Source organism: Frankia sp. CeTa3Moorea, assembly GCF_978021225.1.
The window spans coordinates 20680-27366 of record NZ_CDXDOR010000046.1; the positions used below are offsets into that span (position 1 = coordinate 20680).

The window sequence follows — 6687 nt, forward strand, 5'->3', positions numbered from 1 at the left end:
CCGGGGCGGCAGGTGCCCGTCCGTTCGAGATGATGAGGAGATTCCGCGGCGATGAGTGACGCGCCGATCGTCCGTCCCCTGCCCGTGAGCGGGTTTCCCGAGTGGCTGCCCGAGGTCCGTCTCGTCGAGCAGCGTTGGCTCGACACCATCCGGGCGACGTTCGAGCGGTACGGCTTCTGCTCGGTGGAGACCCCCTCGGTCGAGGCGCTCGAGGTGCTGACCGCGAAGGGGGAGACCTCCCAGGAGGTCTACACGCTGCGCCGCCTGCAGGCCGACGCCGACGACGACAGCGCCCGCCTCGGCCTGCACTTCGACCTCACGGTGCCCTTCGCGCGGTACGTGGCCGCCCACTTCAACGACCTCGTGTTCCCGTTCAAGCGCTACCAGATCCAGCGGGTGTGGCGGGGGGAGCGTCCTCAGGAGGGTCGCTTCCGCGAGTTCACCCAGTGCGACATCGACGTGATCAATGTTGATCAGGTGCCCCTGCACTTCGACGCGGAGCTTCCCCGCATCGTGCACGAGGTCCTGGGCACTCTCGGCGTTCCGCCCTGGACCCTCAACATCAACAATCGCAAGGTGCTCCAGGGCTTCTACGAGGGCCTGGGCATCGGCGATCCGCTGGCCGTCATCCGGGTTGCTGACAAGCTCGACAAGATCGGCCTCGCGGGGGTGGAGGGGCTGCTGACCGCCGCGGTCGGGCTCGACCCGGACCAGGTGCGCGCCTGCCTGGAGCTCACGGGCATCCGGGGCTCCGATCCCGGCGTCGTCGAGGAGGTACGCCGGCTCGGGGTGAAGTCGGACCTGCTCTCCGAGGGGCTCGACGAGCTCGCCGCGGTTCTCGATGATCTCGCCGACCTGCCCGCCGGCGGCGTGGTCGCGGACCTCTCGATCGCCCGCGGTCTCGATTACTACACCGGGACCGTCTACGAGGCGAAGTTCGTTGACTGGCCGGACTTCGGCAGCATCTGCTCGGGGGGGCGGTACGACAACCTTGCCGGCTCCTTCATCCGCCGCAACCTCCCCGGCGTCGGGATCTCGATCGGCCTCACCCGCATCTTCGCCAAGCTCTTGGCCGAGGGCCTGCTCACCACCGGGCCGTCCAGCCCCGCCGACGTGCTAGTCGTGATCCCCTCCGCGCCGCGCCGTGCCGCTGCCCTCGCGACGGCCGCCGAGCTGCGCACCCGGGGGCTGCGGGTGGAGACCTACCACCAGCCGGACAAGGTGGCCAGGCAGGTCCGCTACGCCTCCCGCAAGGGCATCGGATTCGTCTGGTTCCCGCCCTTCGACGATGGCCGGGCGCACGAGGTGAAGAACATGGCCACCGGGGACCAGTCCGCGGCGGACCCAGCGGCCTGGACCCCGGCCGCGGGCTGACCGGCGGGCCCGGGGGTCGGCAGGGTCCGGGTGGGCTCCCGGGGGCTGCGGCTTCTTCCCGGGGGTCGTGCGGAGCCCGCGGCCCGATGCGCGCGGCGGGCGTGCCGCCGCGCCATCGCCGGGAGGCTGCCCGTCGTGACGTGGCCGGGCGGCCGGGGATTGACGGGGGCGGAGATCCCCGGCCGCGCCATGCCACGCCGTGAGGGCGGGCACTGCGACTCCTCGTCGCTGGGGACTGACGAGGCGTCCACCTCCGGTGTACCACGCGGGTTGTGACTGCCAATCCCCGCGCGTCGATCGGGTAACCGGACGGGTAAGTGGATGCCGACACGATCCCGGTTGGGCGATTGCTGGCCCGGTCGGGTGATTGCAGGCCTGGCGTCCGGGTGCATGCCGCCGCCGGGTGAGGTCCCCGTGTCCCGGCGGACGGGCGCCGTCTACCGTGGGAGGAGTCCGCCAGCGACCGGGCAACGGGTCCCGCGCCCAGATGATGGAGGTGGCAGTGTCGCAGCCGACGCCCGAACCGGCGTCCGGGCCGACGTCCGTGCGGCTTCGGGTCCAGGTGATCGCCAAGACCGAGTTCATCCCCCCGGACGACGTGGCCTGGAGCACCGACGCCGACGGCGGTCAGGCCCTCGCCGAGTTCGCCGGGCGGGCCTGCTACCAGAGCTGGAACAAGCCGAATCCGGCGACCGCGACCAACGCCGGCTACCTGCGGCACATTCTCGACGTCGGGCATCTGTCCGTGCTCGAGCACGGGACCGTATCGCTCTATCTCACCGGGGTGTCGCGCAGCCTCACCCATGAGCTGGTCCGGCACCGGCACTTCTCCTACAGCCAGCTCTCCCAGCGTTACGTCCCCGAGCGGGACGCCGCCGTGGTGGAACCGGAGGTCATCGCAGCCGATCCGGAGCTGCACGCCCTGTTCCAACAGGCCGCGGCGGCCTCGCTGGAGGCCTACGGGCGTCTGCTGGAAGGTCTGGAGAAGCGGTTCGCCGACGTTTCCGCGCCCACCTCACGGCGCAAGCAGGCGCGCCAGGCGGCCCGGTCGGTGCTGATGAACGCGACCGAGACCCGGATCGTGGTCACCGGGAACTACCGGGCGTGGCGGCACTTCATCGGGATGCGGGCGAGCGAGCATGCCGACGTGGAGATCCGCGGGCTTGCCGTCGCCGCCCTGCGGGAGCTGCTCCGGGTGGCGCCCAACGTGTTCGCCGACTTCCGGATCTCGACGCTGGACGACGGCACCGAGGTCGCCTCCAGCCCGCTGGTGGGAGAGGGCTGAGCGCCGGGCCTCCCCGCCGCCGGCCGCCCATTGATTTGTCGGGAGAAAGAGAAAGAGGACAGCCGATGACGAGCGTCGTCGACGCCGAGCGGAGCGGCGCGGATCCGGCCGCGGGGCCGTTGTCCCCGGCGGAGCTCGATCTCATCCACGCCTACTGGCGAGCGGCGAACTATCTGTCCGTCGGGCAGATCTACCTGCTTGACAATCCCCTGCTCACCGAGCCGCTGCGTTCGGAGCACGTCAAACCGCGCCTGCTCGGGCACTGGGGCACGACTCCCGGCCTGAACCTCATCTACGCCCACTTGAACCGCGTGATCCGGGCAAAGGACCTGAACGCCATCTACATCATCGGTCCGGGTCACGGCGGTCCCGGCATCGTGGCGAACGCCTACCTGGAAGGCACCTACAGCGAGGTCTACCCCTCGATCGGCCGGGATGTGGCGGGGATGCGGCGGCTGTTCCGGCAGTTTTCCTTCCCCGGCGGAATCCCCAGCCACGTCGCGCCGGAGATTCCCGGGTCCATCCATGAGGGCGGCGAGCTCGGTTACGCGCTGACCCACGCCTACGGCGCGGCCTTCGACAATCCCGACCTGGTGGTCTGCGCCGTCGTGGGGGACGGGGAGGCCGAGACGGGCCCGCTCGCGGCGAGCTGGCACTCCAACAAGTTCCTCGACCCGGGTCGCGACGGCGCGGTGCTGCCGGTCCTGCACCTCAACGGCTACAAGATCGCCAATCCGACGATCCTGGCCCGCATCCCCGAGCAGGAGCTGACCGCGCTCCTGCGTGGCTACGGTTACCATCCGTACTTCGTGGCCGGGGACGACCCGGCCGCGGTGCACCAGCGGATGGCGGGCGTCCTGGACGCCGCCGTCGACGAGATCCACGAGATCCAGGACCGGGCCCGCCGCCACGGCCGCACCGAGCGCCCCACCTGGCCGATGATCGTGCTGCGGACCCCCAAGGGGTGGACCGGGCCGGCCGTCGTCGACGGCCTGCCGGTCGAGGGCACGTGGCGGTCCCACCAGGTGCCCGTCGCGCAGCTGCACGACAACCCCGGGCACCTGGCCCAGCTGGAGGCGTGGCTGCGCTCCTACCGGCCGGAGGAGCTCTTCGATGCCGGCGGCGCCCTGCGGCCCGAACTCGCCGCGCTCGCCCCTCGCGGTCCCCGGAGGATGAGCGCGAACCCGCATGCCAACGGGGGCGAGCTGCTGCGTGATCTGACCCTTCCTGACTTCCGCGACTACGCGGTCGACGTCACCGCCCCCGGGACCACCCTTGCCGAGCCGACCCGGGTCCTGGGCGCGTTCCTACGGGACGTGATGGCCGCCAATCCGAGTACCTTCCGGGTGATGGGCCCGGACGAGACCGCCTCCAATCGGCTGGCTGCGCTCTTCGAGGTGACCGACCGCGCCTGGAACGCCGGGACGGAACCGACGGACGAGCACCTGGCCGTGGACGGCCGGGTCATGGAGGTGCTTGCCGAGCATCTGTGCCAGGGCTGGCTGGAGGGCTATCTGCTCACCGGCCGGCACGGGCTCTTCTCCTGCTACGAGGCGTTCATCCACATCGTCGACTCGATGGTCAACCAGCACGCGAAATGGCTGAAGACCACCCGGCACATCCCGTGGCGGCGCCCGATCGCCTCGTTGAACTACCTGCTGACCAGCCACGTGTGGCGGCAGGACCACAACGGCTTCTCCCATCAGGACCCCGGGTTCATCGACCACGTCGTGAACAAGAAGGCCGAGGTCGTCCGGGTGTACCTGCCCCCGGACGCGAACACCCTGCTCTCCGTCGGCAACCACTGCCTGCGCAGCCGGCACTACATCAACGTGATCGTGGCCGGCAAGCAGCCGGCGCTGAACTACCTGTCGATGCCGGCGGCGATCGCCCACTGCACCCGTGGCCTGGGCATCTGGGACTGGGCCAGCAACGACCACGACGCGCCCGGCGACGGGCTGCCGGATGTGGTGATGGCCTGCGCCGGGGACATCCCGACCCTGGAGACCCTCGCCGCGGTGGACATCCTGCGCCAGCACTTCCCCGATCTGAAGGTGCGCGTCGTCAACGTCGTCGACCTGATGTCCCTGCAGGACGAGGCGGAACATCCGCACGGCATCTCGCACGCCCGCTTCGACGCGCTGTTCACCACCGACCGGCCGGTCATCTTCGCCTACCACGGCTATCCCTGGCTGATCCACCGGCTGACCTACCGGCGGCACAACCATCACAACCTGCATGTCCGTGGCTACATCGAGGAGGGGACGACTACCACCCCGTTCGACATGGTCATGCTGAACAACCTCGACCGGTTCCACCTGGTGGCGGACGTCATCGACCGGGTACCGAGCCTGGGCGCCCGCGCCGCGCACGTCCGGCAGCAGATGGTCGACGCGCGGCTCGCGGCCCGGACCTACACCCGGGACCACGGCGAGGACGCCCCGGAGATCCGGAACTGGACCTGGCCCTACTGAGTCCCGCCCCTACCGAGCCCCGTCCCGTCGCGATGAACGTCCTGGTGGTCAACGCCGGATCGGCCAGCCTCAAGCTGCGGCTGATCGGCCCGGACGACGCCCTGCTCGCCGCGCGCGATCTCACCGCGCCAGCCGGTCGGGCGGACCCGGCCGGGGTCGTCGCCGCGCTGCGCGGGCTCACCCACGAGGGTGGCCAGCCGGGCGCGGTCGGGCACCGCATCGTGCACGGCGGGACGGATTTCACCGCCCCCGTGGTCGTCGACCGGGCCGTGGCCGAGCGGCTGCGGAGGCTGACCGCCCTCGCCCCCCTGCACCAGCCGGCGGCGCTCGCCGCCCTCGACGAGGTCGGGGCGGCCGTGCCCGAGGTGGCGCAGGTCGCCTGCTTCGACACGGCGTTCCACAGCCGGATGCCGGCGGAGGCCATCACCTACGCCATCCCGGCCGAGTGGCGGGAGCGGTACGGCATCCGCCGGTACGGCTTCCACGGCCTGTCCCACGCCCACGTCTCCCGGCGGGCGGCTGCGCTCACCGGGGCGCGGCGCATCGTGACCTGTCATCTCGGCTCGGGCGCGTCGCTCGCCGCCGTTCTCGACGGGGTGGGGGTGGACACCACGATGGGCTTCACCCCGCTGGAGGGCCTGGTGATGGCCACCCGGTCCGGCACCGTGGATCCCGGCGCGCTGCTGTGGCTGCAGACGGAGGCGGGACTGAGCGCGCACGAGCTCACCGATCGCCTGTTCACCTCGGCGGGGCTGCGCGCGCTCGCGGGGACGGCGGACATGCGGGAGGTCGAGTCCGGCGCCGCCGCGGGTGAGCCGGTCGCCGCGTTGGCGCTGGCGGTCTACCTGCACCGGCTGCGCGCCGGGATCGCCGCGATGACCGCCGCGCTGGGCGGGCTGGACGCCCTGGTGTTCACCGGCGGCGTCGGGGAGAACTCTGCCTCCGTGCGGGCCGGGGCCGCGGCCGGACTCGGCTACCTGGGCGTGGCGGTGGATCCCGAGCGTAACGATCCGGCCCGGGCCGGTGGTACGGGCCCATCTGGTGGCACGGAGCGCGAGATCGGCGTGCCGGGGGCCGCCGTGCGCACGCTCGTGATCGAGGCACGCGAGGACCTGGAGATCGCCCGCGGGACTCGGGCGGCCCTCGCCGGTGGCATTGGGTGACGGTAGTCTGGCATTACGGTAATGTCCCGGATGGCGGGCGCGATCCTGGCGGGCCCGCGCGCCGCCGGATGGCACCGCCCGGACGATCCGGTGGCGGTACTCTGAAAGCTCTGTCGCGGCGAGTGGGACGGTGCTGTGCGGTGCGGTGCATTCCGGTGCGGTGCATTCCTCGCCGGTCGTCCCGTCGTCCCCGATCGGGGCCCGGCCGGCCGCGATCCGTCTCCATCCGGTGACGGCGGGGTCCGATCGGCGTCCGACCCGGTCGCGGTGCCAGACACCGCGCGGTGCGCGGTCCCCGGGCCGGGCGGACGGTATCCGCGTGCGGTGGCCCAGCGGCCCCCGCGGGTCTCGCGCCGGTCGCTTGTGGCGAGTCCGGGGAGCAGGCACGGCT

The 6687-nt window shown here is 71.7% G+C and carries 4 protein-coding genes; all 4 read left to right on the top strand.

Going from position 1 to position 6687, the window contains the following annotated elements; genetic code table 11:
- Positions 1-51: 51 nt before the first annotated feature.
- Positions 52-1374, top strand: coding sequence for a histidine--tRNA ligase (gene hisS, locus AC08OV_RS10720; RefSeq protein ID WP_476613163.1), 1323 nt, complete (start codon positions 52-54; stop codon positions 1372-1374).
- A 487-nt stretch (positions 1375-1861) separates the two neighbouring features.
- A complete protein-coding gene (gene thyX, locus AC08OV_RS10725) occupies positions 1862-2659 on the top strand; it encodes an FAD-dependent thymidylate synthase (protein WP_476614057.1) in 798 nt (265 codons plus the stop codon).
- Positions 2660-2724: 65 nt separating this feature from the next.
- A complete protein-coding gene (locus tag AC08OV_RS10730) occupies positions 2725-5133 on the top strand; it encodes a phosphoketolase family protein (protein ID WP_476614058.1) in 2409 nt (802 codons plus the stop codon).
- Positions 5134-5165: 32 nt separating this feature from the next.
- Complete coding sequence (locus AC08OV_RS10735) at positions 5166-6296, top strand: acetate/propionate family kinase (protein ID WP_476614059.1); 1131 nt, start codon at positions 5166-5168, stop codon at positions 6294-6296.
- The last annotated feature ends 391 nt before the right edge of the window (positions 6297-6687 follow it).

Coding starts and splice junctions, on each gene's coding strand:
- AC08OV_RS10735 (WP_476614059.1), top strand. CDS start 5,166: ATGAACGTCCTGGTGGTCAACGCCGGATCGGCCAGCCTCAAGCTGCGG.
- AC08OV_RS10730 (WP_476614058.1), top strand. CDS start 2,725: ATGACGAGCGTCGTCGACGCCGAGCGGAGCGGCGCGGATCCGGCCGCG.
- hisS (WP_476613163.1), top strand. CDS start 52: ATGAGTGACGCGCCGATCGTCCGTCCCCTGCCCGTGAGCGGGTTTCCC.
- thyX (WP_476614057.1), top strand. CDS start 1,862: ATGATGGAGGTGGCAGTGTCGCAGCCGACGCCCGAACCGGCGTCCGGG.